The organism is Flavihumibacter solisilvae (assembly GCF_000814475.1).
Taxonomy (GTDB): domain Bacteria; phylum Bacteroidota; class Bacteroidia; order Chitinophagales; family Chitinophagaceae; genus Flavihumibacter; species Flavihumibacter solisilvae.
In genome coordinates, this window is sequence record NZ_JSVC01000008.1 from 128864 (window position 1) to 155432 (window position 26569).

Below are 26569 nucleotides of genomic sequence, written 5' to 3' on the forward strand. Positions count from 1 at the left end.
TCATGACCTACAGGAAACAACTGCTTGTTATTTTATCAATGCTCGCAGTGGTGACAATGACCGTTTGTACCCGTACAGACATCGACAAGATCCTGGACCACCATGCACCTCCCAAACTGGTGAATGAAGGAAAGAACATCTTCCGCTTCGACACCTTTGGCGACGAGGAATTCTGGTCGGGGTTGCTTCACATCGACAAAGCTATTGCCGGAAGGGATAATGGTGGCTTTGGCGATGGTGTAAGTCCGAACACCGCCCTGAAAGTGGGACTGAAGGTTGATGCGGAAGCACTGCCTCCGGATGTTGTTGCCAAAATACAATCCGGGGAGATCAGCCTTGACAATCCTGCGTCCACCCTGGCATTGCTTAAGTTAAATGCAGTAGTAGGCGTCAAAGGGAATTTCAATGAAGACGGTTCTCTGAAGAATATCGGGATCACCTGTGCCTCCTGCCATTCCACAGTTGATAATTCCTTCGGGGAGGGAATTGGGAAACGGCTCGACGGATGGCCAAACCGCGACCTGAATGTGGGAGCGATCATTTCACTGACAGACAATGCGCAACCAATAGCTGATTTGTTGCACGTCGACGAGGGCACACTTAGAACGGTTCTTGGTCTCTGGGGTCCCGGAAAATTCTCTGCTATCCTGTTTATGGATGGTAAAGCACTCCGCGACGATGGCAAGGTTGCGGCTAACCTCATCCCCGCGGCATTTGGACTCCGGGACGTGGCGCTAACCACCTATACCGGCTGGGGTGACATCACTTACTGGAACGCTTTTGTTGCCAACCTGGAAATGCATGGCAAAGGAACATTTTTTGATCCCCGCCTGAACGACCCGGTGAAATACCCGATCGCAGTGGAGAACAGCTTCTGGAATGTGAGAAACGATCCCGATCTTATCACAGCAAAGTTGCCTGCATTAAGGTTGTACCAGCACTCACTCGAAGTTCCAAAGCCATCATCCCGGGACTATAATTCAGTTGCAGCCGGAAGAGGTAAGGGACTATTCACCGGGAAAGCGAAATGTGCAACCTGCCACGCAGACCATTTGCTTAAGAATGAAAGCACAATCCTTCATTCGGCAGAAGAATTGGGCATTGACGATTTCGAAGCCATGCGGTCACCGACAGGAAAGTACAGGACTCCACCACTGGGAGGACTCTTTACGAGAACCAAAGGCGGACTTTACCATGATGGCCGGTTTGCTGACTTTAATCAACTTATTAATCATTATAACAAACAGTTCAGGCTTAAACTTAGTGATTCGGAAAAACGTGATCTCGCAGAATACCTGAAATCTTTATAATTCCTTGTCCATTTTCCGGTTGTTCTACTCTGCAATTTTGGGTTGCTTTGCATATGGAAAAGACAATGACCAGGGAAATGCAGACAGACGACATCTTCTACGAGGCGTTAGTTGCAAAAGATAGTTCCTACGAAGGAACCTTCATTGCTGCGGTTAAGACTACCGGGATCTTTTGTCGTCCGACTTGTACAGCAAGGAAGCCGAGGCGGGAGAATGTAGAGTTCTTCCGGGATACGAAAACGGCGATCCTGAAAGGGTACCGCCCATGTAAAGTGTGCCGTCCGCTAGAACAGGCCGGTGAAACCCCGTCATATGTGAGGGAATTACTGGCCGACCTGGGTAATGATCCATCTGTTAAATTCAAAGATTTTGATCTCAGGAAGCGTGGCATAGAACCAGCTACCCTCAGGCGCTGGTTCCTTAAAAACCATGGAATCACCTTCCAGGCTTACCAGCGGATGTTCCGGATCAATTCAGCATTTAAGAAAATCCAGGATGGGGAGAAAATAACGGATACCGCCTACTTATCGGGATTTGAATCACTGAGCGGATTCGGCGATTCATTCAAATCGGTCTTTGGGATCTCGCCCAAAAAAAGCAGGCAACAACAGGTGATAGACCTGGCCAGGATTGAAACTCCACTGGGCACGATGATCGCCTGCGCAACAACAGAAGGCTTATGCCTGCTCGAGTTCTCTGACCGTAAAATGCTGGAGACAGAGTTAAAGACCCTGTCAACCCGGCTGAATGCAACAATCCTGCAGGGTGATAATCCACATTTTATATTGTTGCGGAAAGAGCTTGCTGAATATTTCGACGGTCAACGCAAACAATTCACTGTTCAACTCTTTACTCCCGGTACTGCGTTCCAGCAAAAGGCCTGGAAGGCCCTGGGTGAAATTCCCTATGGTCATACTCGCTCTTACCGGCAGCAGGCCGCTCTGTTACACAGCCCGGAATCAGTGCGTGCGGTTGCGCAGGCGAATGGAATGAATACCATTTCCATCCTTGTGCCCTGTCATCGCGTAATCGGATCGGATGGCAACCTGACGGGATACGGTGGCGGTCTATGGCGCAAGAAGTGGCTGCTCGATTTTGAAAAGGAAAATAATATTGGCTAATTGGCTGCAGTGGCAACACCCATAATAAAATCACGGACCTTCTTCATAACGCTATGCATGTTGATGTCGTCCGTGTTGCTCAATAATACAAACGAAATGCCGGCATCAGGCATAAGCATGAGCTGACTTTTGTAGCCATCATCGCCGCCGGAATGCTCTGCGATGCTCTGTCCCTGGTATTTATAAAGAAACCAACTCAGGCCGATGGAGATCTGCTGTTCTTTGCGGGCAATAAATCCTGGTGTCATCATCATGGCGTGCGTCTTAGGCGTCAGGATCTGCTTGCCTTTATAAACCCCATGGTTCATGTTTGCGATCGCCCAATGCGATAACTCAAGCACATTTGAATTCAGTGTGGAACTTGGTGCATGCATCCGGTTATATGGATAGTATTGCCTCACAGTGGGAGGTATGCCGGTATGTGGACTGGTTCGCAGTGTCCCTTTGATCTCAGGGTAGTAGAAACTGCTCTCATTCATGCCTAATGGAATCAGGATATTTTCTTTGACGTATTGCTCGAAAGTGATTCCGGAAACTTTGGCAATAAGGTCGGCCATCACATCGTAAGCCATATTGCTGTAGTGGAATTCAGTTCCAGGCGCGCTGACCATCTTTTTACCTGTCAGGCTCCTGGTATAACGTTCGGCTGCGCCTGCATCGGCGACAGCCTTTTCCCATTCATAATCTTCGACATCTGGCATTCCGGAAGTATGATTGAGAATCTGGTGTATGGTAATCTGTTTGTAGCGATCATCGGCCAGCCGGAAGTAAGGTAGATATTTAACCAGTGGTTCTTCAAGGCCTACCAGGCCTTTTTCCACGAGTTGCATCACCGCTGTTGCCGTAAAAGTTTTCGAGATGGATGCCACATGAAAGATCTTCCTGGGCGTAAGTTTTTCTTCCATGATCACATTTCCTACCCCGAATGCATTGGCATAGACTATATCCTGTCCACGGGTGATCGCAACAGTGATACCCGGCACCCCGCCGGTATCTATAAGCGACTGCAGGTAGGATTCGATTTTTATTAATGTCGTGCTGTCAGTCCGCGGTGTAACCTGTGCATTGATTACCGTTGTGCATGCCAGACTTATCGTGATGAGGAATACTACAAGGAAGGTTTTTCTGATCATTTTTTGTTATATTCCAGTAGATGAAAGTTAAGAAAACTTACACAACCTCCGCTAATTGAAGACCTATGATCCGCCATTATTTCCAGGTGGCATTCCGCAATCTGTGCAGGAACCCGCTATATGCGACAATTAATATAACAGGTCTTGCATTGGGAATGTCGTGTGTATTGCTGGTTGTTTTATTTGTCAGGACTGAACTCAGCTTTGACAATTTTCATTCGAATTCGTCAAGATTGTACCGCATTACAACTACCATCACAGACAAGGAAGGCATTGTAAAAACGGTAGGCTCCACCGGCCAGGTCCAGGGACCGGCATTCAGGGAAGTCATTCCGGAAGTGCAGGAGTTCACCCGTTTTTGGAATGTGGGCGGGTTTAATATCATCGGCAACCAGAAAGCGTTTATACTGCAGGGATTGTTCGCAGACAGCAGTTTCCTGACGATGCTGGATTTTCCGGCCTTGTATGGGAATGCAGGTACCGCTCTCAAACAGCCGGCATCCATAGTGTTAACGGAAAGCACTGCACGCAAATATTTCGGCCGTACGGATGTGTTGGGGGAAGTTCTTAAAATCGAGGAACAGGGCTTTCAGCCGCTGACAGTTACCGCCGTGCTGAAGGATATTCCACCAAATTCTTCCATCAGGTTTGATGCCCTGCTTCCATTCCGGTTCGTCGAGACATTCTTTAAAGACGGGTTCTGGTTCAATCAATACCTAAGCACATTCATATTGCTTCAACCTGGTGCCGACCCAGCAAATGTTGCAAAGAAGTTCAATGCAGTATTTGCAGGGAAATCGAAAGAACAACTGGAAGATCCCAGGCAGACAGAGGGCTTTCCTGTACAGCTGAAAATGGGGCTGCAGCCTATCAGTGACATGCACCTGGGTACTGAGTCTGTTTCAAATGATAGTGCGGTCTTGTTGGGGAGCAGTCATACTGCGAACAATATGCTCATTGGCATTGCTGCATTTATCCTCCTGATGGCAACCATCAACTTCGTGAACCTGGCAATTGCTCAATCGCTTAAAAGGACCCGGGAAATCGGGATCCGGAAGATTAATGGTGGCAGTCGCCGGCAACTTGTTAGCCAGTTCATGCTGGAAGCGGGTGTGCTGTGTTTGACTGCATTCCTTCTGTCCATTGCCGTTAGTTTCCTGCTCCTGCCAACTTTCAATATTCTCACTAACCGGCAGATCCGCTTTGACCTGCTCAACGAGACTTCCACATTGATTGTACTGGCGGGTGTGGTGGTAACCAGTACTATCCTTACCGGGCTTTATCCTGCATGGATAGTTTCCCGCGTTAATGCAGTTGCGGTACTTTATAACAGGCAGAAGTTATCCTCGCGCGGATGGGTAGGAAAGAGTCTCGTCATCTTCCAGTTCACACTTGCGATCGGGCTGATAATCGCTTCTCTCGTGTATAACAGGCAGATGAATTTTATGCTGAACAAAGACCTTGGTTATACGCCACAGGGTCTGATCCAGGTTAGTCTGCCACCGCAGCGGGACCCGGACAAACTGGTAAATATGTTCCGTAATGAACTTGTTTCAGAGCCCTCCGTGTTAAGTGTTTCCGGCAGCAACTCATGGGGTACGGGGAACCCGGTGCGCTTCGGTGACCGGGAGATCGCGACTGTGAAGCTGCGGACCGATGAGCAGTTTATCCCGGTAATGGGAATCCAATTGACAGCGGGAAGAAATTTTTCTTCTTCCATGGGAGCAGATTCGCTTCAATCAATAATTGTCAACGAAACATTTGTAAAACAGGCGGGATGGCAGCATGCGATCGGTCAACAGGTGAAGACAACAGATTGGGAAGGAGAACTTAACAGGACGGTAATCGGTGTCATAAAAGATTATCATTACAGCTCAATGCGTGAAAAGATAGGCCCCCAGGTGCTGGTCATGAAACACTATGGAAACCTGGTTGTGAAAACGCAGCCCGGCCAATCTGTACGGGCGTTGGGCAGGCTGGAAAAACTATATAAAAGCAAGCTTCCGGACAGCCCTTTCCAGTTCAGTTTCCTTGATGAGGAGATCAGGAACCAGTACCAGCAGGAAAAGCTCTGGCAACGGATCATCGGATATGCCACATTGCTGGCTATTGTAATCAGTTGCCTGGGATTGTTTGGACTATCCCTGTTCGCGGCCCGGCTTCGCATCCGGGAGATCGGGATTCGTAAAGTTCTGGGTGCAACTGAAATGAATATTGTAGGCATTTTGTCTTTCGATTTCCTCAAGCCGGTTGGTTTAGCGCTTTTGATGACCATGCCATTAAGCTGGTTGCTGATGAACAAGTGGCTGGAGAATTTTGCTTACAGGATTACAATTAGCTGGTGGATCTACTTTTCAGCAGCACTCATTTCGCTGGCAATAGCGCTGTTTACCATCGGTTACCAGGCGATCCGCGCGGCTTTAGCGAACCCGGTCGACAGTTTGAGAAGTGAATGATTGTTTTTATATTCCGATCAAATAACCTTATGTCCAACTATTTCACATATGCCCGGTTCCAGACCATGGATGATGCGGAAATGCTCACGGATATGCTTACGAGGCACTCCGTGAAGTACAGAATAGAGCATGAAGCAAACCAGTTGGACAAAATTTATTTAGGTGAAAGCCTCGATCCGCTTTTCGTAATTAAAATTCAGCAGAAGGATTTTCGTGGTGTAAACAAGTTGTTGTCTTCACAGGCAGATGCAGATATCAAACACCCTCAGTTCCATCACTACTTCAGGGGTTATGATCAGCATGAGCTCGAGGAAGTAATCCGGAACCCGAATGACTGGAATGCCTACGACCACCGGATGGCAGTGCTTCTCTTAAATCGGGTTACCGGTGGACTTTCCCCTGTTGACATGCAAATCGCATTTTCATACCGGCCTGAGACGTTGGAATTCAAATGGATCATGGTTGGCTATGCCTTAAGTTGCCTTACTATTTTTGGGGTGTTTTTTGGCCTCGCCATCACGCAGGCAAAGAAAGCGCTGCCTGACGGTGAACTGGTTCAGATCTATGACAGGCAGACAATCGGGCACGGAAAAAATATGGTTGTTTTTGGAACGATTACTGCAGCCGTTGTGATCTTTTTTAAATTCATCGGTTAGCACAGTCAGGCGAAGGACATATCCAGAACAAAGTAAAATTTGTACAAGACGGAATTCCTGTTCTATTTCGACAGGTTGAAAAAAGCGAATATCGTGTATAATTAAAGGGACATGGAAAGATATACGCTGCAGCAGCTGGTGGTCTATTTCCTGAAGCTTGGAACCATAGGCTTTGGTGGTCCTGTAGCCCTTGTGGGTTATATGCACCGTGACCTCGTGGAGAAACGGCAATGGATAACCGAAGAAGACTACAGGGAAGGGATGGCGCTGTCACAGCTAGCACCCGGTCCGCTTGCTGCGCAATTGGCCATTTATATCGGGTTCATTCATTATCGGATCATAGGCGCTACGCTTGCAGGGCTTGCCTTTGTCCTGCCTTCTTTCATCATCGTGCTTGCACTCGGATTTGCCTACGTACATGCAGGTGGGCTGCCATGGATGCAGGCAATATTTTACGGGATAGGGGCAGCTGTGATCGGAATTATAACCATCAGCGGCTATAAACTGGTGCGGAAAAGCCTCGGGAGTGACAAGCTTTTGTGGATCATCTCCATTGTACTTGCAATTTCTACAGCACTCACTGAGAAAGAAAATATCTGGCTGATTCTTGCAGGTGGTGCAGCGGTATGGTTTTACCGTGAGCCGTTGGCACGCAAGATCCTAGGTACCTGGTACCCGCTTCCGATGTTGTTACAAGTGCAACAGAATTTTTTCCAGGATGAAAAGCTGGCATCACTGGGTTGGTTTTTTTTCAAGGCCGGAGCATTTGTATTTGGCAGCGGACTTGCTATCGTCCCATTTCTTTATGGTGGAGTTGTCAAAGATTACCAGTGGCTGAATGAGCAGCAATTCCTCGATTCCGTTGCTGTTGCGATGATCACCCCGGGACCGGTAGTTATAACGGTTGGCTTTATCGGTTACCTTGTTGCCGGAGTGCCGGGTGCATGTGTCGCTGCACTGGCAACTTTTCTTCCCTGTTATCTATGCACTGTGTTGCCGGCACCTTATTTCCGGAAATACGGAAAGCATCCGGGAATTAAAGCCTGGGTCGACGGCATTACTGCCGGGGCGATCGGCGCTATTGCAGGTGCAGTGTTTGTATTGGGGAAAAGACAACTTACCGATCTCCCTTCGATATGCATTGCATTAATAACCATTCTGTTACTGTTGAAGTTCAGGAAATTGCCTGAGCCGCTTTTAATCCTGCTTGCTGCAATAACGGGCCTGCTCATACGTTTCTATTCGTCGTAGTTAACAATACTTTATCCTGTCGTAGCTTTTAAATGAAAGGAACATTTTTCATCTTGATGAAGAATTCAATTCTACCCCTATGACGATAACTCTACTCAGAAACCTATGTTTCCTCATGCTGCTGGCATCATGTGCTTCCAGCTCAAAAAACACCGCCAGGGAAAACTCCCAGCCTGTAATTTTTGATACTACCGTTTACGAAGAACCGAAAATTGCCACGGATCGGAAACCATTATCATTGATGGATCTTCCGCAAAGCCAGCATGGCGGTTTTGTTCTTGCGCCAGGTTTTTATGAAGCGGAATTCAAGACTTATTGCCTTCAACCTGGTACGCCTGATCCTTCTGTAGGCGATGCATATATCCAGGGCCCTGTAACTGGTTACCGTAAAGAAATAGTTGAATCGGTATTGATGAATTCAAGAGATTATACTTCGGTAAATCAGCGGAATGTACAGTTGCTTTTGTGGTCTGTAGTCAGCGGATCAAATTTCAATAAACTTTCATCGGAAGTGCAGGCCGATGCCGCCAGGCTGCTTACGCCAAAACAGATCTTTGAATTGAAAGGCGGTGTAATAGGTGTGATCCAGACTGTATCCAATGCGACCGGAATTTTAAGTGCGAATAAGGACATTCAAAGGCTGTTTGAATTCGGGTCAAGTTCTTACGAAACCATTGAACGACTCGCTGTATTGAAAGAACCATCACGCGTACTCCGGTCAGGCGTAAAAGCAGACCAGTGGTACCGGCAGAAGGAAAACTATTATGTGCGTTATTTCCCTCTGGGTTATAAAAGAGTAAAGATCCAGGTATATGTACCGGATGGTCTCCTTGATGCGGACAATAAATCGGGCGGCGATTATGTAGTATTTGATCCCACTGGTCAGCAGGCTTATCCGGCGTTTACAAATGCACAACGATTGGGTGTAGGTGCGCCTGTAATCGAGATTGTAAGGGTGATCATCCAGGTAAATAAAGAATTGGGGAGACCGGGGCGTGTGCCAGACAGGAAGAAACCGGAGCCGACCAATCCTAAAGCGCCAACCGGGCCAAAGGGAATTTAACCCTGGTCAGCGAAACAGGCTGGGTCCCGCTGATATTACCGGAAGCTTTCGTAAATTATGTGAGAATTTTCTTTGTCACCCTTATTCTTATTACCATGGCAAAGCAACTATTCTTTGACATAGATGCGCGAAGCAAAATGAAAAGGGGCGTTGACATACTCGCCAATGCCGTGAAAGTAACGTTAGGTCCCAAAGGGCGTAATGTAGTAATGGAAAAGAAATTCGGCGCATCTGCCATAACGAAAGATGGCGTGAGTGTTGCGCGCGACATTGAGTTGGAAGACCCCATTGAGAACATGGGCGCGCAAATGGTAAAGCAGGTCGCCTCCAAAACTTCTGATATCGCAGGTGATGGAACAACTACTGCAACTGTACTTGCTCAGGCGATGATCGGGGAGGGACTAAAGAACGTAACAGCAGGGGCAAATCCAATGGACCTGAAACGCGGAATTGAGAAAGCCGTAAGCGCGATCGTCGCCCACCTCAAAACCCAGTCGATTCCGGTAGGCAGCGATACCGGTAAAATATTCCAGGTTGCTGCAATCTCCGCCAACAATGATGAAATGATCGGCCGACTGATCACCGAAGCCTTCGAAAAAGTGGGCAGGGAAGGGGTTATAACAGTCGAAGAGGCAAAGGGAATTGATACTACTGTAGACGTTGTTGAAGGGATGCAGTTCGATCGCGGTTATATTTCGCCATACTTTGCCACAGACCTGGAAAAAATGCAGGCAGTTCTCGAAGAGCCATACATTTTAATCTGTGATAAAAAGATAGCTTCAATGAAAGATATCATTGGAATTCTTGAACCCATTGCTCAAAGCGGACGACCCTTACTGATTATTGCCGAGGATGTGGAAGGCGAGGCATTGGGAACTCTGGTCGTAAACAGACTTCGTGGAACGCTAAAAGTGGCAGCAGTTAAGGCACCGGGCTTTGGTGACCGCAGGAAGGAAATGTTGCAGGATATTGCTGTTCTCACGAAGGGAGTCATGATCAGTGAGGAGCAGGGATACAGGCTGGGGAATGCAGACATGAACTACCTCGGGGCAGCGCAATCTGTAACTATTGATAAAGACACAACTACAATTATCGGTGGAGGTGGGGATAAGGACTCCATCTCCCTACGGGTTAGCCAGATCAAATCACAGGTTGAAGCTTCCACATCTGATTATGACAGGGAAAAACTCCAGGAACGTCTTGCCAGGCTTAGTGGCGGAGTTGCAGTATTGTATATCGGCGCTGCAACAGAAGTGGAAATGAAAGAAAAAAAGGACCGGGTGAATGATGCACTTCATGCTACCCGTGCAGCGGTTGAAGAGGGGATTGTTCCCGGCGGTGGGGTTGCTTACCTCAGGGCGTTGGAGGCATTGAACGAGGTTAAGGGGATTAATGCAGATGAACAAACCGGCGTTAATATCGTGAAACGTGCACTGGAGGAACCACTCCGGCAGATCGTGCTCAACTGCGGTTTGGACGGCAGTGTGGTGGTGCAGAAGGTAAAGGATGGTTCAGGTAATTACGGGTTCAACGCCCGCACCGAGGAATACGAAGACCTCTATGCAGCTGGCGTTATTGATCCCGCAAAAGTTACGCGCATAGCAATTGAGAATGCGGCTTCCATTGCAGGTCTCCTCCTGACCACGGAATGTACAGTTGCTGACAAGCCGAAGAAAGATGAATCCTATCCGCCCGGCGGCATGCCTGGCATGGGCGGAATGGACTACTGAAGATTACCTGACCAGCTTCAGTTCATCAACCAGGTGTTTTGCTCCACCGAGCTTGTCGATACACCAGAGTACATAACGGATATCAACACAGATGGTGCGGTTCAGGTCCTTGTCGAATGCAATCTTATGACTCAGCGCTTCATAGTTGCCATCGAAAGCAAGGCCGATAAGATTTCCGTTCGCATCCATAACAGGTGATCCTGAATTACCTCCCGTAATGTCATTGGTAGTTATAAATCCTACTACAAGATCGCCCCGCTGTTTGTCTATATATTGCCCATAATCCTTGCGGGAGGCCATGTCAACGAGTGATTTCGGCAGATCGAATTCATAGTCACCCGCTTTGTATTTTTCCAGTACGCCTTTCATCGTGGTGACATAGTCATAAGTAACCGCATCGCGGGGCTTGTAACTTTTTACATTTCCGTAGCTTACCCGCATGGTAAATGTTGCGTCCGGGTAAAACTTTTTTGTTGGGTTCATTTGCATAATGCCCTTCAGGTATAACCGCGCCAGGTCATTATTCCTGTTCATGAATTGTTGCGATAGTGGCGCATACTTACCTGTCCAGTTCTTCACGAAGGCCGAAGTGTACGCAAATGCCGGATCCTGCTGGATGCTTGCCGGATTTTTTTTGATGGCTTCCCATTTGTCGTCGTTTATGAGCCCTGTATTCCGAAAAATATCAGCTGCCCATTTGCGCCAGGTAGCTTCATCTTTCAGGTCGCCATAATTGGCCTTCAATGATTCAAAGTAGCCAATCGGATGCTGGCTTTTGTCTACGTTCTCATAAAACATCCGGGCAGTTGTAGCCAGGATCTTTTCATCGGCGACGAGATTAATACTTTCCAGGATCTGGTGGCGACGCTTTTCCGCTTCTTCAATTGTTTTCTTTAAGTCTTCTGCCTTGGTGTTTGGTGTAACGGCAAGTCGCTCAACATTCATCATGTAGCCCGCAAGCGCTGCAAGTGAAGATCCAAATACGCCTTCATTCAGATAAGTACGGAGTTTGGTATAAGGCGCCCAATCCTGGTACGCTTTCTCCCATTCTGTAAAAATATTCTCAAACTCAGGCTTTCCTTTAGCCCATTGCCTGAATGCTGCTTCTTCCTTTTGTTTCTGTTCGTAGACCTTATATTTAAGCAGCTGTTTGGTCTCGCCGTCGAAAAACTTCCAGTAGTTGGCGATCATTGCATAATCAGATGCAAGCTTCAACTTAACTTCCGGATCCTTTTTCATCTCTTCAAACATATATTTCAGCCGGATATCACGAAGGCCAACGAGAGAGGGATTTTCAACTTCTGTTTTGAGTTTTACGCCATAGGAAGTTTCATACCTGTTGGTACTTCCAGGATAACCGAAGATCATGGCATAATCGCCATCTTTTACACCTTTGATGGAAACGGGTAAATAATGTTTCGGCTTCAGGGGAGAATTATCCGGCGAATAGTCGGCAGGCGCATTATCCTTTCCGGTATAAACCCTGAACACCGAGAAATCACCGGTATGACGTGGCCATTCCCAGTTGTCGGTATCCCCGCCATACTTGCCAATGCTCTCGGGAGGAGTTCCTACAAGCCGGATATCTTTATATCGCTGATATATGAATAAAAGGAACTGGTTGCCTTTGAACAAAGGGCTCACCCGTGCTTCAATACTTTTCACTGAATCCCGGTATTGTGCATTGATCTTTGCGATCACTTCCGATTGTTTCTTCCAGCGGTCTGATCCCGACAATCCCTTTAATGCAGAGTCAACTGTTTTTGTAACATCCTCAATCCGCACCAGGAACTGAACACTCATTCCCTGTGCTGGAATTTCTTCCTGCCTGTTCCTTGCATAAAAACCATCCTTAAGGTAATTTTTTTCAATTGAGCTGGCGTTTGCGATCGCATCATAACCGCAATGGTGATTGGTGAAGATGAGGCCCTGGCTGCTCACAATTTCTCCCGTACAACCACCACCGAAAATGATGATCGCATCCTTGACACTTGCCTTATTGATGCTGTACAATTGTTCAGGTGTAAGTTTCAGCCCGCGTTTAACCATGTCCGCATACACTTGCTTTCCCAGCAGCAGCGGAAGCCACATACCCTCGTCCGCATAACCGCGTACGAAATGAAACAAAAGAACAATTGCTACTACCAGTTTTTTCATAACGCGAAGATTTCACCCTGCAAAGTACACGTAAATTTTCAATGGGGCATGCAACGTATATACAGTTGTAGTCATCTGAAATATATCTACTCAAACTATCATGATACTATCTACAACCAACCAACTAGATAACCGCCCGGTTCAACAATACCTCGGCGTGGTAACTGCTGAAACCATTATCGGCGCAAATGTGATCAAAGACATATTTGCGGGACTTCGCGATTTCTTCGGTGGTCGTTCCGGGACTTATGAACGCGTATTGCAGGAAGCTAAAGACACCGCGCTCCAGGAATTGATGAGCAAAGGACATTTGTTAGGTGCAAATGCGATCATTGGCGTGGATCTCGACTTTGAAACAATCGGTTCAAACGGTAGCATGCTGATGGTAATTGCTTCCGGAACTGCGGTAAAAATTTAAATATACCCGATAGTGTCATTGGGCCGTGCCGCGTAGCAGCAGTGCTTCTAAGCGCGGCTGTGATTTCAAACGACTATCTATCTGGTGGCGAACACTATCCGACATGAACCAGTTCATGGCATATGGTCCATTCGACAATGTGTCACTCCTGATTTCAAGGTCATTGTATAAATGGATGGGGTAATATGTCGCTTTAATATCCTTCAGATAAGTAATGATGCGCCTGTCGTTGACTGTTGTTTGCATGTCGTAGGCCCCGATTATGGTTAACAATGGTGCCAGTACATCGTTCTTGAACGGGCCAATCGGAACGAGTGGTACAGTTCCCTGCGGGCTGTTCGTTATGTGAATTACCCGCAACGAGATTTTACTGAAGCGATTCCTGAGAATGCTGTCTTTGGAAGCAGACATAACCTGGAACATATTCCGGATCATTTCCTGTACAACTCCTGCACCGGAGTTGTCAAAATATCCGCCGTCGACGAAATAATTGGCGCGCAATGTGTCGCCGGGTTTCGTTGAGTCGCGGGGCGGACGGTAACTGTCTATCCTGCCGGCCGGGCTTATGAATGGAAAACGTGCACCCAGGATGGCCGCAGTACTCATGCGGATTGTTTTATCCTGTTGAAGTAGTCCAAGCACATCAACCCTGCGGTTGAAGATCTCCGGGGAAAGCGAAATGTTGGAGACGACACCCGGACTGCCATCCTTTACTCTCGTGGTATTGATGAACAATATTGGCAGGTTGTGTTGCCTGCCTTTGAGGGTAATGGCTTCATCAAACCAGGTAGAGTCGAAACCCACATAATAATAGCTGTCGTCGCGTGCCCGTTCGAAAGCCTGTTCCAGAGCTTCTGCGCGGTCTTCATCCGGGATGAGAAGGTTCAGAACAGGTATGTAATTGAAGAAATCCGCTCCCAGCATGCGTCCCATTGTGTAAGTCAGGAAATCCTGCCGCAGGTAGTTGCGCGCGGCAGTTTCAAATCCGACTGTCGGAGCTTTTTCCTGCTGGTGCATCAGCATATTGTAGTAGGTAGCTATGCCGACTCCGCCGCCGGAAGTGCCCGACAAACAAAAGAGCTGCCGGGAGAATCTTGTACTACCCCGTCGGATCGAAGAATCTTCCAGTCTGCCCAATACGGAAGCCACCCAATATGCCGAACGCGATGCGCCTCCATTGGCCAGCACGACATACATCGGGTAGGAATTCATGGTATCAATCTCCGGCCGGTCACGAAGCCACCGGTTTAAGTATTCTGACAGGTCCTGCCGATGCCTGTAAATATCGGGCCGGACGTTCCTGGTACTGAGTTTTTCATTCCTGACCCTGTGGTGATCTGGCGTAGGAAGAAATGCCGCCAGTATGAATATGAAGAAGTGAAGATTGAGTCCAATCTTGCAGGACAGTCCTGAAACGATATTGCCAAACCCCATTAATACTGTAAAAGCCAGTAACATGAAGGGTAGTGGCCCGACGAATGCGCCTGCACCCATGAACAGCACCACCGAGAGATATGCAGAGAGGCCCACGAGACAGATCAGGTTGAATGCCGCGAAGTATCCTCTTTCTTCCTTTGGCAGATGGAGAAAGGCCATCAGCTTGTCTGCATATTTTCGCCATCCGTGATAGTGTACCTGCGTAATACGGGCAGACCGTCTTTCGAGTTCCTGCATCCGGTGTCGCCGGAGGTTGATGTACAACATATACACCAGCAGCAGGATTAATATGAGCAGGATTATAAAAAATGGTTTGCGGAAAAGGCCAGAGTAAGAGAAAATTATCAACAGCAGGGGAACAAGTATGGCAGCGGTGAGCAGCAGGGCTTTGAGCATCCTGCCTTCCCTTGCAAACCCGCTCAGGCGTATCATCTGCCTGTCGGCAAGCCAGAGCAGGATCATTCCAGCTATGAGAAAGAGAAAAGGTTGCGCGGTAAGCCAGGTGAGCTGGTCAAATAACGTCAGTAACGCCAGCACAATTACCAACAGGCATGAATAGCCGATAATACGTGGAAACCTGTGTAGGAAACGCAATTCCATCCGGTTCCAGTCTGTTCGCTGGCTGGTCTTGATGTATGCTACCATGCGGGATGCATACCAGCTGACATATACCCAGAAAATTATGGCAACCAGGAAAATAAACTTTGTGAGCAGGTTATTGCCCGGCGACCCCTTCGTTTCAGTGAAAGCAATTAAAATATCTTTTCCCTGGCCCAACTGGGTAAGGCAGATGAGCGCCAGTGCAACAAACAACAGCGAAGGGAAGAAGAGCCAGATACAGCGTAACAGATTAGCCAGAAATTGTACCAGGTAATTGTTGCGCATGTATTGAATTTTATGGGGATGGCTGGTTCAGCACTTTCCACAACAGGTCTTTCAATTCGGACAAACCCTGTTGGGTAACCGAAGATATAAAGACATGTGGAATATCCGGCGGTAGTTCCCGGCTGATTGCTTCTTTCAATTCATCGTCAAGCATATCGCTTTTGCTGACCGCGATCACAAAATCTTTCTGCAGCATTTCCGGGTTGTATTGTTCCAGTTCGTTATGCAGGATATCATATTCCTTTTTGTGGTCTTTACTATCTGCAGGGATCATGAACAACAGGATACTGTTCCGTTCAATGTGGCGCAGGAAGCGGTGTCCAAGGCCGCGGCCTTCTGCTGCGCCTTCGATAATGCCGGGGAGGTCCGCAATACAAAATGAAGTGCCGTTACGGTATTCAACCATTCCCAGTTGCGGGTTGATGGTTGTGAAAGCGTAATCTGCGATTTTGGGCTTTGCGGCAGTAACTACGCTCAGCAATGTGGATTTCCCGGCGTTGGGGAAACCTACGAGCCCTACATCTGCCAGTACTTTCAGTTCCAGGATTTTGAAGCCTTCCTGTCCGGGTTCTCCTGGCTGGGCATATTCAGGTGCCTGGTTGGTCGGAGTGGCGAATTGTGCGTTCCCGAGTCCGCCCCTGCCTCCCGGCATCAGGATTACTTCCTGGCCATCTTCCAGGATCTCGGCCTCTTTGACGCCGGTTTCTTCATCGAGGGCAATAGTTCCGAGAGGTACATCTATGTAAACATCTTTTCCGCTGCGACCAGTAGAGTTGTTTCCGCTGCCGCTTTCGCCATTTTCAGCGAGGATGTTTTTATGGTAACGAAGGTGCAGGAGGGTCCAAAGGTTCTTATTTCCCCTGAGGATAATATGGGCTCCCCGTCCGCCGTCGCCGCCGTCGGGACCGGCCATTGGATTGAATTTGGTACGCATGAAATGTTTACTGCCCGCACCACCATGGCCACTTCGGCAAAACACCTTGATCTGATCGACAAAATTTGATTTCTCTGCCACGTTTAAACGCTGTTAGGATGCGAAGGTAAACTCTTCCACGTTTCATAAAGCTTTTCCTGGTCAGGCCGGTCTTCAGGAACCGATTCCAAAGGCTCGCAGGGTGACCAGTCGGCCTTCATTTCCGCTGCCAGGGACTGGTACAGCCGGGTGCCGCGCGATTTCCATCCGATCATTTCATCACTCACTTCCTTGATTATCCTGGCCGGATTTCCAACCACCAGGCTCCGGGACGGAATTATTGTTCCTTCCCCGATAAAGCTCAGGGCGCCGACAATAGATTCGTCCCCGAGTTCCACGTGGTCCATCAGTACACTGTTCATGCCCACCAGGCAGTTACGGCCGATCTGAGCACCGTGGATCACCGCGCCGTGACCAATATGCGAGCCTTCCTTTAAGCGAACCGTGATACCCGGGAACATATGGATGGTACAATTTTCCTGCACATTGCACCCGTCTTCAAGGACAATGCCGCCCCAATCGCCCCTTAGCGCTGCACCGGGACCTATGTAACAATTTTTGCCTATGATTACATTGCCAGTTACCACAGCCTGTGGATGAACGAAAGATGAAGGATCGACGACGGGCGTAAAGCCCTTGTACGCATAGAACATCTTATACAAGTGTTTTGCCGGTTCGGAAACAGGTGCCCTTGAAAAGTGCCACCTGCTCGTTACGCTGGTTGTGAATAGTGATCAGGTAAACACCCGTGCTCTTTCCGTTGTGAACTTCCTTTGCTTCTGCTAATAACGTATCACCAATGACAACCTGTTTCGTAAATGTTATGGTGACATCAAGGGCTACAGACAAATTGTTGCGGTTATTGCAGGCAAAGGCGAAAGCACTGTCGGCCAGGGAAAAGGCAATTCCCCCATGAGCAATATTGAAACCATTGACCATCTCTTTACGAACCACCATTCTGATTCGGCTGTAACCCTCTTTGATTTCAAGGATTTCAATGCCCAGCCACTGGCTGAATGCATCCTGTTTCATCATCTGGTCCACAACCTGGCGATGACTGACCATATTTATAGTTTCCATGTTTATTTTCCTTTGAAAACGGGAACTCTTTTTTCCAGGAAGCTGAGTACACCTTCATTGAAATCTTCTGTTGCAGCTGCCCGTTGCTGTAGCGTGTCCTCATTCAAAAGTTGTTCCGAAAGTGAATTGGTCAACGACCATTGCAAAGCCTTTTTCGTATACGCGAGACCGGCAGTTGGCATCGATGCAAGCATGTTGGCAATCTTGTTCGCCTCGTTCATAAAGCCCTCGTCTTCGAAATATTTATAAATCATTCCCATCCGTTCTGCCTCTTCTGCACTGATCTTATCGCCCAACATCATAATGGCGCTTGCTTTCTGGTGGCCGATAAGGCGTGGAAGGAAATATGTACCTCCACTGTCGGGAATAAGTCCGATGCGGGAGAAAGCCTGTATAAAGGACGCTGAACGAGATGCCACCACGATATCACAACACAGTGCTATATTGGCGCCTGCGCCGGCTGCAACCCCATTCACAGCTGCTACCACCGGTTTTTTGAGGTCCTGGATGGCCAGGATGATCGGGTTATAATGTTCGGAAAGAATTCTCTTCATACCCGGACCATTAGGATCCACGGCTTCCGCCAGGTCCTGGCCGGCACTGAAGGCCTTGCCTGTTCCAGTGATCAATACGCAACGAACCAGGTCTGTTTCACACGCCTTTAAAGCGTCCTGCATTTCCAGCGCCATATGACGGTTAAAGCTATTGAGCTTGTCCGGCCTGTTCAGTGTAATATAACCAACGGCTTGTTCGATCCTGAAGTCAACTACGTTCATATCTCGATTTTTAGTGGCATTTGAAGTAATCAAAGGGCTCTAAGCAGTTTTCACACCTGTACAATGCCTTGCATGCCGTTGATCCGAACTCACTGATCATTTTGGTGTGCCAGGACTGACAGTGCGGGCACTGAACGGCCTCCTCACGCTTGAAGTACTCGTTATCGCAAACCTGCTGTTTTGGGTTGGGAGCCGCAATTCCGTAGGAGCGGAGTTTGTCTTTACCGGCGTCTGTCATCCATTCGGTTGTCCATGCCGGAGAAAGTACGGTTTTTATGGTAACGGGATCATAGTGTTTCGCCCGGATCAGTAACCGGATCTGCATGGAGATTACGTCCATTGCCGGGCATCCGGAATAAGTAGGAGTAATTGTCACTTCTACTGCCCTGCCTTCTACATGCACCGCACGTACAATACCCAGGTCGATTACCGAAAGAACGGGAACTTCCGGATCCATTACTTCTTCCAGCGCCTTCCAGATTTCCTTTTCAACGGGTGATATATCAGCGGTATTTACCATTCACTGTTGGGGTAGGTTCTTTGAAGGTACTGCATCTCGGCCAGCAGGAAACCTAGCTGTTCTGTGTGAATGCCCTGTTTACCGCCCTGCTGGATCCAGCCCTCTTTTGGGATGGGCAATGTCGCCTGTTCCAGGGTTGCGGTAATTTTTTTCAGCCATTCTTCTTTAAGTGATTCGGGTGCAAAACCGCCTCCCCTGCGCGCCATTTCTTCTTCGTAAGGTGCGGAAAGAAACAGTTCGCCAGTATATTTCCAGAGCGCGTCAATGGCATTGATCATGCGCTCCCGGCTTTCTTCCGTTCCGTCGCCGAGCCGGATCACCCATTCCCCGCTCCACCGAACATGGTAGGTAATTTCTTTAAGAGATTTTTCCGCAATCGCCGAAAGTGTTGTGTCAGCGCTACCTTCCAGCCTGCTGAATAGCAATTGCTGGTATGAGCTGAACAGGAATTGGCGGAGGATCGTTTTTGCCCAGTCGCCCCGGGATTGCTCTACCAGCAGGCAGTTATAAAATTCATTGGCGTCGCGGAGGTAGGCGAGGTCGTCTTCGTCAATTTCTCCGGTGACCTGCTGGAAAGCCGGGGCTTTAATAAGACCGTTTAATTCTGGCTTATTGCCGTTGTATAATGTTGCCGCATACTGGTAGAAGTTTCTCGCCTGGCCGATCAGATCCAGCGCAATATTGGAAATGGCAATATCCTGTTCAAGGATCGGCCCGTGACCCGTCCACTCACTGTTCCTATGACCCAGGATCAGTGCGTTGTCAGCCAGATGCAGCGTGTATAAAAACTCGAAATTCATTTTGTTCTTCTGTGCATTAACTAGTTGATTGACCGTTTTTGCCTTTTCACTTTTAGCTGTTCCCTACATGTGAGTTAGTTCGTCCGGCAGATTGTAAAAAGTAGGATGACGGTAAATTTTATCGTTTGCCGGATCGTAAAGACTTTCGGCTTCATCAGGATTGGAAGCATGAACGTGCTTGCTTTCCACAACCCAGATGCTTACCCCTTCCTGGCGTCGTGTATAAACGTCACGGGCGTTCTCGATGGCCATTTGCGCATCTGCGGCATGCAGGCTGCCGACATGCTTGTGGTCAAGTCCCTGTTTGCTGCGGATAAAGACCTCCCAAAGCGGCCAGTCAGCCGATCCCAGTGTTACTTCTCCTGAGCCTGCTTTTACCTGCTCACGGTCGCCGTAGTCCCCATATAAATATTTGACCATAAAAGTTTTCATATATATAGTTTCTTGGTTCAGATATAGCCTTATTGGCGGTGTTTTTTTGCATAGGCATTGGCTGCCTGCCTCACCCATTCTCCTTCTTCATGTGCTTTCACTCTTGCGTCAAGACGTTCTTTATTACATGGTCCGTTACCACTGATCACACTCCAGAATTCTTCCCAGTTGATCGGCCCGAAATCATAATGCTGCCGAACTTCGTTCCAGTTCAATAAAGGATCAGGCAATGTCATGCCAAGTAATTTTACCTGTTCTGCACAGATGTCGACAAATTTCTGACGCAGCTCATCATTGGTAAACCGCTTGATCTTCCATTTCATGCTCTGTGCCGTATGAGGCGATGCATCGTCTGATGGTCCAAACATCATAACACTTGGCCACCACCATCGGTTGATGGAATCCTGGCACATATGTCGTTGCGCTTCAGTGCCACGGCTAAGGGTAAGCAGGATTTCGAACCCCTGCCGCTGGTGAAAGCTTTCTTCCTTACAAATTCTTACCATCGCCCGGGCATAGGGTCCGTATGATGTACGGCACAACGGCACCTGGTTCATTATTGCCGCACCATCAACCAACCAGCCGATTGCCCCCATATCTGCCCATGAAATTGTCGGGTAATTAAAAATGGAGGAATATTTTGCCTTTCCGTTATGCAGTTGTTCGATCATTTCAGTGCGGCTGGTTCCCAGGGTTTCTGCTGCACTGTACAGGTAAAGACCATGCCCTGCTTCATCCTGCACTTTGGCAATGAGTGTGGCCTTGCGACGTAGGCTAGGAGCGCGGGTAATCCAGTTCCCTTCCGGCAACATTCCAACGATTTCACTGTGGGCATGTTGTGAGATCTGGCGCACGAGGGTTTGACGGTATTTGTCAGGCATCCAGTCCCGTGGTTCGATCCGGATTTCCTGGTCAACCTTGCTGTCAAACACCTGTTCCGGTGTCAGGGCAATCGCCCCCGTTTCTGTCGCAGTGTTCATTATGTAAATGTAGTCAATCCCCTGCTACCATACTAACAAATGTTAGTATATCCCGTCGGGTCCCACCCGTCGGGTCCCACCCGTCGGGTCTCACCCGTCGGGTGAGGATAGGTGAAAACACCTGAAGCTAACGATTACTTAAAACTTCATAATTTGCCGAACAAATTCATATCCCTGCGATTGCATGAATTCCTGTAACGATTCAAAAAAGCCACTCCCTGAGAATATTGCCGTGCAGATAGCTTCGGGAAGCGAAGCTTCTTTCAGGCAATTGTATCATGCATTCTATTCCCGGCTCGTTCAATTTTCTGCTGCGATTACCCGGAACACCGAATCTGCGGAAGAGATAGTAGAGGATGTGTTCGTAAAAATCTGGCAGCAAAAGGAGAAATTCGGAGAGGTCCGGAGCCTCCGGGTCTACCTGTATACAGCAGTAAAAAATGGTTCACTTAACTACGTTTCGACTGCAGCGCGAAGAAATATTACTGCTCCGTTCGATGAAATCGATATCCAGATTGCGGAAGAAACAGTTTTACCCGACCAGATCATGATTACCGCGGAAATGTTCGCCAGGCTCCATACTGCTGTTGAGTCACTGCCGCCACGATGTAAGATGATCTTCAAACTTATCCGCGAAGACGGTCTGAAATACAAAGAAGTAGGAGAGATCCTGAATATTTCCGTTAATACCATCGATGCACAGATGGCTATAGCCGTAAAGCGGCTGATGCTGGCACTTCAGACAGAATGGAAAATCACCCCACCGGCCAAAAAAGTGGAGCGTCAAAAAGGCTGAGGTTAAAAAATATTTGAATCCAGCTTAGTAGAAAGGCGCCAAAAAACTGTCTATGTAGACGGAGATTGCGCCAGCCATGCCAAATAACCATATCTATCTGCTCATATCCAGGAAACTGTCGGGTGAAGCCACGCCGGAAGAACTGGAACGTTTGCAGGATTTATTGGCAGCCAGCACCGATCAACAATTCCAGGCTGAAATCTTATCTGCCTATTTCAACACGCCACATAATTATAACTCCGAGAGCGATATATCGCAGGAGGAAAAAATTCAACGCATACTTCATGCCGGTGATGCATTTGCCCGGGACGAAGAGAATGTTGTCGGGCTGACATCCCTCAAGAGCCGAAGGAAATGGTATTTCGCTGCGGCAGCGGTATTCATGATTATGTTCACAAGTGGATGGTATTTCTTCCATCAAAAAGAAGTGATGATTCATCAGCCCTTACCACGCCAGGTTGCAGGGAACCCGGGGAAGCTGAAAGAAGTGGTCACCAGGTCTGGAGCCCGGACTATGATGGTGCTGCCCGATGGCAGCAAAGTCTGGCTAAATGCTGGCAGCAAGCTCAGGTATGATGAAGACTTCAACAAAAAACTGCGAGAAGTTGAACTTGAGGGCGAAGGATTTTTTGATGTCGTAAAAAATCCTAAAATGCCTTTCATCGTCCATACATCAGATATTGACATCAGGGTGCTGGGGACAGCCTTCAATGTTAAATCATATGCCGGGGATGATAATATTGAAGCCACATTGCTGCGGGGACAGATTGAAGTGGTTAGAAAAGACGATCCGTCAGCGCCGAAAGTAATCCTGAAACCGAACGAGAAACTGATATTCTCAAGAGAAGTAACTCCTGCTCGCGTGCGGTCTGCCGATAAAATACCAGATACCGTACCGATGTCTCCGGTGATTTCAATTACACCTGTTTCCGGCTCTATTCCTGACAGCGAAAAATCGGAAACCAGCTGGTTATATAACCGACTGGTATTCGAGGGCGACAGTTTTGCCGAACTGGCGCGCAAAATGGAAAGATGGTACGATGTAAAAATTGTATTCAGGGATGAACGTTTGCAGCACATAAGATTATCAGGTGTCTTTGATAATGAGGGACTCGAGCAGGCCCTGCAGGCACTGCAGATCATCACACCTTATTCATATGAGATCAACGGAAAGGAGGTCGTACTATATGAGAAGTAAAACACATTCGCCATAAGAAGGTAAAAACGGGAAATGTTGCCGCATTCCCCGCTGATGGATTTTTGATCAGAAACTTGTGTGTTTGACCGCACAGGCAAGTTTCCTATTTAGTAAACCCACAATTGTAAATGTATGAAAAAATGTCAACCCCCTTTACGGCGGGGGACAAAACGATTGCTCTTTAAAACCCTGGTGATCATGAAGCTATCCTTGCTCTTATTGCTTGTTGGGGTACTGCAGGTTCGGGCTAATGTACTTGCTCAGGGAAACATTACGCTTTCCATGAAGCAGGCAGAAATTGAAAAGGTTCTGAACAGGATTCAGAAATCCGGCGAATTCAAATTCCTCTACAACTTCGATCTGAAAAGTCTTCGCAAAAAAGTTGATGTTAATGTAGAGAATGCCAGCCTGAAAGAAACCCTTGACAACCTCTTTGCGAACACAGATCTCACTTACCGTGTACTTGAAAATAATCTGGTTGCGGTCATTTCCTCAGCACCTGATCAACAGGAAAAACGCATAACCGGCCGCGTTACAAGCGATGCCGGTGAACCCATTTCCGGCGTCAGTGTGATTGTAAAAGGCACAACACGTGGCACTAATTCCGATGTCAATGGGAACTATATGATTACGGTTCCGCCAAATGCAACCCTTGTGCTCAGCGCTATCGGGTTCGAGCAACAGGAAGTGGTTGTGGGTGACCAGGAAGTGGTGAATGTGAAACTGGTCACATCGAATAAGAAACTTGACGAGGTAGTGGTGATCGGATATGGATCCCAGCGACGCAGGGATGTTACCGGCGCTGTGGCAACTGTTACAGCAAAAGATTTTGAAAACAGGCCGGTGGTTACTACTGCACAGGCCTTACAGGGTAAAGCGGCAGGTGTGCAGGTAACGCAGCCTTCCGGTAAACCTGGAGTTGATTTTTCCGTGCGAATCCGCGGAGCCAGTTCTATCAATGCCAATAATGACCCGTTGTATGTTATCGATGGAATCCCGACTACTGATACCCGGGGTCTGAACCCGAACGACATTGAAAACATGCAGGTGTTAAAAGATGCTGCTTCCGCTGCGATCTATGGTGCTCGTGCTGCCAACGGTGTGGTGCTGATCACAACTAAGCGCGGTAAAGCTAACCGTTCCACAGTTGGCTTCAATACTTATCTTGGGTTTAACCAGCTGGCCAACAAGATTGATGTCCTGGATGCAGAGCAATATAAGTTACTGATGACCGAGATCCCCAGTGCAGGCCCTGTTGATCCGGCATATGACAAGAACACCGATTGGGTCGACGAAACTTTTGGAACAGGTGTTAACCAGAACTACCAGCTTTCATTCACCGGGGGCAGTGAAAAAACCCAGTATTTCCTGAGCCTTGGTTACCTGCAGGATAAGGGTATGGTGGACCCTGCAAGGTTCGATCGTTATACTGCACGACTCAACCTCGATAACAAGGTTAACAATTGGCTTAAGGTCGCAGCCAATATCAACTATAACCGTAACAGTACTACGAATACGGGCGATAACCTGAGTTCAGGTCGTGGTGGTGTGATCATGAGCGCCCTTAACACACCGCCGGTTATTGGAATTTACAAAGACGATGGAAGCGGCGAATTCGAGCAGAACCCATACCAGGGGTCATGGGAATCCCCGCTTGCCTACATGAGCCGTTCTGAAAAGACCATAACCAATCGGCTTCTTGCAAACTTCAATGCCGATGTAAGGCTGTTTCCCGGTTTTACCTATAAAATGAACATCGGTACAGATATTTCCAATACTCAGGGTGATACTTATATAGACCCGAAACGTACTGTGTATGGTCGCCAGCAGAATGGCGTTGCGAATACTACACGTAATGATTTCTTCAGTTGGATTTGGGAGAACACGTTAAATTATACCAAAAGATCAGGAGATCATAACCTGAATATTCTCGCCGGCATTTCAGCCCAGGAAAATAACTTCGGCACTTCCTGGATCAATACTCACGACTTGCATGAAACCGTTCCGACCACCAATGCAGGTAATATCATCGATGCGGCAGGAAATACCAAGACTTCAAATTCCCTGGTCTCTAACTTTGCCCGTCTGAATTATGACTTCGCCAGTAAATACCTGCTTTCGGCAGCTTTCCGTTATGATGGTTCATCCAAACTGGCATCCGGGAATAAATGGGATTTTTTCCCGGCATTCACTGCAGGATGGCGGATCTCGTCCGAATCGTTTATGCAGAATGTGGATGCAATAAATGATCTTAAAATCCGGGCCAGCTGGGGCCAGAATGGCAACCAGGAAGGAATTTCTGATTATACTTCTTTCGGGCTTTCAAGCTTCAGCAGGGTGCCGCCCACGAACCCGCTGTCCGGTCCTGCAGTTAAGCCATACAGTATTGCAAATCCCGACCTGACCTGGGAGAAAACCACTTCTTTTAACATCGGGGTTGATGTGTCCATGCTGAACAACAGGCTATCACTAACCGCGGATGCGTATTGGAAACATACAAAAGACCTGATAATGGAAGTTGTGCTGCCGGATTTTATGGGTATTCCCGCACCATTCCTTAGGAATGACGGGGAGTTGAAAAACAAGGGTTTTGAACTGGCTATTTCAAGCAAAAACACTGTAACTGAACTGCGTTGGAATACCGACCTGAACATTTCCTGGAATACCAATGAGATCACGAGTCTGAACCTGATGCCTGTCATCGACGCGGCTAACATCTATTCTACAAATCAGTATGCCACCCGGGCGACTGTAGGTCAACCTCTGGGTGCCTTTTACGGTTATATCTCCAGGGGCGTTGATCCGCAAACTGGAAAAATCATTTATGAAGATCTTGACAAGAATGGCACTATTACTCCTGACGACCGAACATTCATCGGGTATGCCGCTCCCAAATTCATTTATGGTATGACCAATACGCTTAATTACAAGAATTGGGATCTGAATATTTTCATTCAGGGAGTACAGGGCAACGATATTTTCAATGCTACCCGTGTTGACCTGGAAGGTATGTTTGACAGTAAGAACCAGTCAACAGTTGTTCTCGACCGCTGGAAGCAACCTGGTGACATTACAAGTGTACCCGGGGCCGGTGATATCAATAACTCGAACAACTCAACACGTTTTATTGAGGACGGTTCCTTCCTGCGCCTGAAAAGCATCACTTTAAGTTACTCGTTTCCGCAAAAGATGTTACAATCTGTGAAGTTGCAGCGCCTGTCTCTCTACGCTACAGCCCAGAACCTGTTCACAATCACCAGCTACAACGGGTTCGATCCTGAAGTGAACGCCTTCGGAAACAGCAGCAAAGGAACAGAAGTGGGGGTGGATTATGGAACTTATCCGCAGACACGCACGGTGGTTTTTGGACTAAATGTTGAATTCTAAACTGATTGTC

General features: G+C 47.9%; 22 protein-coding genes. 11 read left to right on the forward strand and 11 right to left on the reverse strand.

Features of this window, described 5'->3' with window-relative positions; all coding sequences use genetic code 11:
- The first annotated feature begins 2 nt into the window (after nt 1-2).
- On the forward strand, nt 3-1310 hold the full coding sequence (locus tag OI18_RS07710; RefSeq protein ID WP_240312736.1) for a c-type cytochrome: 1308 nt from the start codon (nt 3-5) through the stop codon (nt 1308-1310).
- Nucleotides 1311-1363: 53 nt separating this feature from the next.
- The gene (locus tag OI18_RS07715; RefSeq protein WP_205410004.1) at nt 1364-2431 is read left to right on the forward strand and encodes a bifunctional transcriptional activator/DNA repair enzyme AdaA; all 1068 of its coding nucleotides are present in this window, start codon (nt 1364-1366) and stop codon (nt 2429-2431) included.
- On the opposite strand, the gene OI18_RS07720 is transcribed toward OI18_RS07715, so the two are convergent.
- Nucleotides 2428-3564 carry a serine hydrolase domain-containing protein gene (locus OI18_RS07720; protein WP_052272981.1) on the reverse strand — a complete coding sequence of 379 codons (1137 nt, stop codon included), beginning with the start codon at nt 3562-3564 and terminating at the stop codon, nt 2428-2430. The genes OI18_RS07715 and OI18_RS07720 overlap by 4 nt on opposite strands.
- Nucleotides 3565-3629: 65 nt before the next feature.
- Between OI18_RS07720 and OI18_RS07725 the strand changes: the two genes are divergently transcribed.
- The 5 genes from OI18_RS07725 to groL all read left to right on the forward strand — a co-directional run bounded on the left by OI18_RS07725 (nt 3630) and on the right by groL (nt 10720).
- Nucleotides 3630-6020 (forward strand): ABC transporter permease, encoded by a 2391-nt coding sequence (locus OI18_RS07725; protein ID WP_039138657.1) that lies wholly within the window; start codon nt 3630-3632, stop codon nt 6018-6020.
- A 29-nt stretch (nt 6021-6049) separates the two neighbouring features.
- Nucleotides 6050-6676, forward strand: coding sequence for a hypothetical protein (locus OI18_RS07730; RefSeq protein ID WP_152616763.1), 627 nt, complete (start codon nt 6050-6052; stop codon nt 6674-6676).
- 111 nt (nt 6677-6787) lie between these two features.
- Nucleotides 6788-7927: a chromate transporter gene (locus OI18_RS07735; RefSeq protein WP_039138661.1), complete on the forward strand. Its 1140-nt coding sequence runs from the start codon at nt 6788-6790 to the stop codon at nt 7925-7927.
- A gap of 79 nt (nt 7928-8006) precedes the next feature.
- A complete protein-coding gene (locus OI18_RS07740; RefSeq protein ID WP_152616764.1) occupies nt 8007-8990 on the forward strand; it encodes a hypothetical protein in 984 nt (327 codons plus the stop codon).
- Between the two features lie 95 nt (nt 8991-9085).
- Nucleotides 9086-10720 carry a chaperonin GroEL gene (groL, locus tag OI18_RS07745; protein ID WP_039138664.1) on the forward strand — a complete coding sequence of 545 codons (1635 nt, stop codon included), beginning with the start codon at nt 9086-9088 and terminating at the stop codon, nt 10718-10720.
- A 3-nt stretch (nt 10721-10723) separates the two neighbouring features.
- Here the strand turns inward: groL and OI18_RS07750 are convergent, their stop codons facing one another.
- Nucleotides 10724-12877, reverse strand: coding sequence for a S46 family peptidase (locus OI18_RS07750; RefSeq protein WP_039138665.1), 2154 nt, complete (start codon nt 12875-12877; stop codon nt 10724-10726).
- A 100-nt stretch (nt 12878-12977) separates the two neighbouring features.
- Here OI18_RS07750 and OI18_RS07755 point away from each other — a divergent pair, with 100 nt between their 5' ends.
- Nucleotides 12978-13295, forward strand: coding sequence for a heavy metal-binding domain-containing protein (locus tag OI18_RS07755; RefSeq protein ID WP_039138667.1), 318 nt, complete (start codon nt 12978-12980; stop codon nt 13293-13295).
- A gap of 15 nt (nt 13296-13310) precedes the next feature.
- Here the strand turns inward: OI18_RS07755 and OI18_RS07760 are convergent, their stop codons facing one another.
- From OI18_RS07760 to paaA, 9 genes are all read right to left on the reverse strand, one after another.
- The gene (locus OI18_RS07760) at nt 13311-15617 is read right to left on the reverse strand and encodes a hypothetical protein (protein ID WP_039138668.1); all 2307 of its coding nucleotides are present in this window, start codon (nt 15615-15617) and stop codon (nt 13311-13313) included.
- A gap of 10 nt (nt 15618-15627) precedes the next feature.
- Nucleotides 15628-16632 carry a GTPase ObgE gene (gene obgE, locus OI18_RS07765; protein ID WP_039138670.1) on the reverse strand — a complete coding sequence of 335 codons (1005 nt, stop codon included), beginning with the start codon at nt 16630-16632 and terminating at the stop codon, nt 15628-15630.
- 2 nt (nt 16633-16634) lie between these two features.
- Nucleotides 16635-17243, reverse strand: a complete 609-nt coding sequence (locus OI18_RS07770; RefSeq protein WP_039138791.1) for an acyltransferase — start codon at nt 17241-17243, stop codon at nt 16635-16637.
- Between the two features lies 1 nt (nt 17244).
- Entirely contained in the window at nt 17245-17670 is a 426-nt protein-coding gene (gene paaI, locus OI18_RS07775; protein ID WP_082037884.1) for a hydroxyphenylacetyl-CoA thioesterase PaaI, read from the reverse strand.
- A 2-nt stretch (nt 17671-17672) separates the two neighbouring features.
- Nucleotides 17673-18446 (reverse strand): enoyl-CoA hydratase-related protein, encoded by a 774-nt coding sequence (locus OI18_RS07780; RefSeq protein WP_039138672.1) that lies wholly within the window; start codon nt 18444-18446, stop codon nt 17673-17675.
- 10 nt (nt 18447-18456) lie between these two features.
- Complete coding sequence (gene paaD / locus OI18_RS07785; protein WP_039138673.1) at nt 18457-18966, reverse strand: 1,2-phenylacetyl-CoA epoxidase subunit PaaD; 510 nt, start codon at nt 18964-18966, stop codon at nt 18457-18459.
- Nucleotides 18960-19766: a 1,2-phenylacetyl-CoA epoxidase subunit PaaC gene (gene paaC, locus OI18_RS07790; RefSeq protein ID WP_039138676.1), complete on the reverse strand. Its 807-nt coding sequence runs from the start codon at nt 19764-19766 to the stop codon at nt 18960-18962. The genes paaD and paaC overlap by 7 nt, the downstream gene beginning before the upstream one ends.
- A gap of 63 nt (nt 19767-19829) precedes the next feature.
- Nucleotides 19830-20198 (reverse strand): 1,2-phenylacetyl-CoA epoxidase subunit PaaB, encoded by a 369-nt coding sequence (paaB, locus tag OI18_RS07795; protein WP_082037885.1) that lies wholly within the window; start codon nt 20196-20198, stop codon nt 19830-19832.
- A 29-nt stretch (nt 20199-20227) separates the two neighbouring features.
- Nucleotides 20228-21178 (reverse strand): 1,2-phenylacetyl-CoA epoxidase subunit PaaA, encoded by a 951-nt coding sequence (gene paaA, locus OI18_RS07800; protein ID WP_052272982.1) that lies wholly within the window; start codon nt 21176-21178, stop codon nt 20228-20230.
- A gap of 184 nt (nt 21179-21362) precedes the next feature.
- On the opposite strand from paaA, the gene OI18_RS07805 reads away from it, so the two are divergent.
- The 3 genes from OI18_RS07805 to OI18_RS07815 all read left to right on the forward strand — a co-directional run bounded on the left by OI18_RS07805 (nt 21363) and on the right by OI18_RS07815 (nt 26559).
- Nucleotides 21363-21974 carry an RNA polymerase sigma-70 factor gene (locus OI18_RS07805; protein ID WP_052272983.1) on the forward strand — a complete coding sequence of 204 codons (612 nt, stop codon included), beginning with the start codon at nt 21363-21365 and terminating at the stop codon, nt 21972-21974.
- 76 nt (nt 21975-22050) lie between these two features.
- Entirely contained in the window at nt 22051-23172 is a 1122-nt protein-coding gene (locus tag OI18_RS07810) for a FecR family protein (protein ID WP_039138678.1), read from the forward strand.
- A 198-nt stretch (nt 23173-23370) separates the two neighbouring features.
- Nucleotides 23371-26559, forward strand: a complete 3189-nt coding sequence (locus OI18_RS07815; RefSeq protein WP_072038976.1) for a TonB-dependent receptor — start codon at nt 23371-23373, stop codon at nt 26557-26559.
- The last annotated feature ends 10 nt before the right edge of the window (nt 26560-26569 follow it).

Bases quoted from the DNA above. Each gene is read 5' to 3' on its own strand.
- OI18_RS07710 (WP_240312736.1), top strand. From the start codon at position 3: ATGACCTACAGGAAACAACTGCTTGTTATTTTATCAATGCTCGCAGTG.
- OI18_RS07715 (WP_205410004.1), top strand. From the start codon at position 1,364: ATGGAAAAGACAATGACCAGGGAAATGCAGACAGACGACATCTTCTAC.
- OI18_RS07720 (WP_052272981.1), bottom strand. From the start codon at position 3,564: ATGATCAGAAAAACCTTCCTTGTAGTATTCCTCATCACGATAAGTCTG.
- OI18_RS07725 (WP_039138657.1), top strand. From the start codon at position 3,630: ATGATCCGCCATTATTTCCAGGTGGCATTCCGCAATCTGTGCAGGAAC.
- OI18_RS07730 (WP_152616763.1), top strand. From the start codon at position 6,050: ATGTCCAACTATTTCACATATGCCCGGTTCCAGACCATGGATGATGCG.
- OI18_RS07735 (WP_039138661.1), top strand. From the start codon at position 6,788: ATGGAAAGATATACGCTGCAGCAGCTGGTGGTCTATTTCCTGAAGCTT.
- OI18_RS07740 (WP_152616764.1), top strand. From the start codon at position 8,007: ATGACGATAACTCTACTCAGAAACCTATGTTTCCTCATGCTGCTGGCA.
- groL (WP_039138664.1), top strand. From the start codon at position 9,086: ATGGCAAAGCAACTATTCTTTGACATAGATGCGCGAAGCAAAATGAAA.
- OI18_RS07750 (WP_039138665.1), bottom strand. From the start codon at position 12,877: ATGAAAAAACTGGTAGTAGCAATTGTTCTTTTGTTTCATTTCGTACGC.
- OI18_RS07755 (WP_039138667.1), top strand. From the start codon at position 12,978: ATGATACTATCTACAACCAACCAACTAGATAACCGCCCGGTTCAACAA.
- OI18_RS07760 (WP_039138668.1), bottom strand. From the start codon at position 15,617: ATGCGCAACAATTACCTGGTACAATTTCTGGCTAATCTGTTACGCTGT.
- OI18_RS07770 (WP_039138791.1), bottom strand. From the start codon at position 17,243: ATGTTCTATGCGTACAAGGGCTTTACGCCCGTCGTCGATCCTTCATCT.
- paaI (WP_082037884.1), bottom strand. From the start codon at position 17,670: ATGGAAACTATAAATATGGTCAGTCATCGCCAGGTTGTGGACCAGATG.
- OI18_RS07780 (WP_039138672.1), bottom strand. From the start codon at position 18,446: ATGAACGTAGTTGACTTCAGGATCGAACAAGCCGTTGGTTATATTACA.
- paaD (WP_039138673.1), bottom strand. From the start codon at position 18,966: ATGGTAAATACCGCTGATATATCACCCGTTGAAAAGGAAATCTGGAAG.
- paaC (WP_039138676.1), bottom strand. From the start codon at position 19,766: ATGAATTTCGAGTTTTTATACACGCTGCATCTGGCTGACAACGCACTG.
- paaB (WP_082037885.1), bottom strand. From the start codon at position 20,198: ATGAAAACTTTTATGGTCAAATATTTATATGGGGACTACGGCGACCGT.
- paaA (WP_052272982.1), bottom strand. From the start codon at position 21,178: ATGAACACTGCGACAGAAACGGGGGCGATTGCCCTGACACCGGAACAG.
- OI18_RS07805 (WP_052272983.1), top strand. From the start codon at position 21,363: ATGAATTCCTGTAACGATTCAAAAAAGCCACTCCCTGAGAATATTGCC.
- OI18_RS07810 (WP_039138678.1), top strand. From the start codon at position 22,051: ATGCCAAATAACCATATCTATCTGCTCATATCCAGGAAACTGTCGGGT.
- OI18_RS07815 (WP_072038976.1), top strand. From the start codon at position 23,371: ATGAAGCTATCCTTGCTCTTATTGCTTGTTGGGGTACTGCAGGTTCGG.